At 59.0% G+C, this 683-nt stretch carries 1 pseudogene; it reads right to left on the bottom strand.

Going from position 1 to position 683, the window contains the following annotated elements:
- Positions 1–683: pseudogene (locus tag HMPREF2596_RS03190) on the bottom strand (RHS repeat protein); the annotation flags it as partial.

The following is a 683-nucleotide window of genomic DNA, read 5'->3' as shown; positions in this document are numbered from 1 at the left end:
TTCCATTGGTGCTGGCCGATGATTTGGCCGTTGCCGTTGTAGTCGAAGCAGGTGATGCTGTGGCGGTTGGCGGCACGGACGAGGTTGCCGTCCAAGTCGTATTGGTAAACGGTTTCCTGAACCTTGTCGTTGTTGCGGGCGAGGGTATGGATTAAGCGGCCCAATACATCGCGTTTGAACTCGGTAATCCGCAGCGGGGTTTGGCTGTCGAGGCCGTCTGAAAGCGGGGCGGCGTCTTTTTTGGCGATGGGTTGTCCGCCCAACTGCGCCATCAGTTTGGCGGCGAGGGAGGTGTCGTCGCCGAATTCGCGTTGCTCGACCAGTTCGTTGCCGGCATTGTAACGGTAGCCTGTCAGCTTATGGTCGAAACCGCTTTCGGCAATCAATCGGTCGAGGGCGTCGTAGGCAAAACGGTAGCGCGCACCGTTTTCATTGGTGAGGCCGACTAAGCGGCGGGCTTGGTCGTAATGGTAGCCGAAGGTATGGCCCAGCGCATTGGTGCGTTGGGTCGGCAGACCGTCTTGGCCGTATTCGTAGGAAGTGGTGTGGCCTTCGGCATCGGTATGGGTGGTCAGACGACCTGCACCATCGTAGCCGAAGGTCTCTTTGCTGCCGTCGGGATAGAGGGCGAGGGTAAGGTTTTGGTCGGCGTCGTAGTGGTATTCGGTGTGCTGTCCCAGCGC

The sequence above is a fragment of the Neisseria sp. HMSC078C12 genome (assembly GCF_001838065.1).
Taxonomy (GTDB): domain Bacteria; phylum Pseudomonadota; class Gammaproteobacteria; order Burkholderiales; family Neisseriaceae; genus Neisseria.
This window is presented reverse-complemented; position numbering and strand designations above follow the sequence as displayed.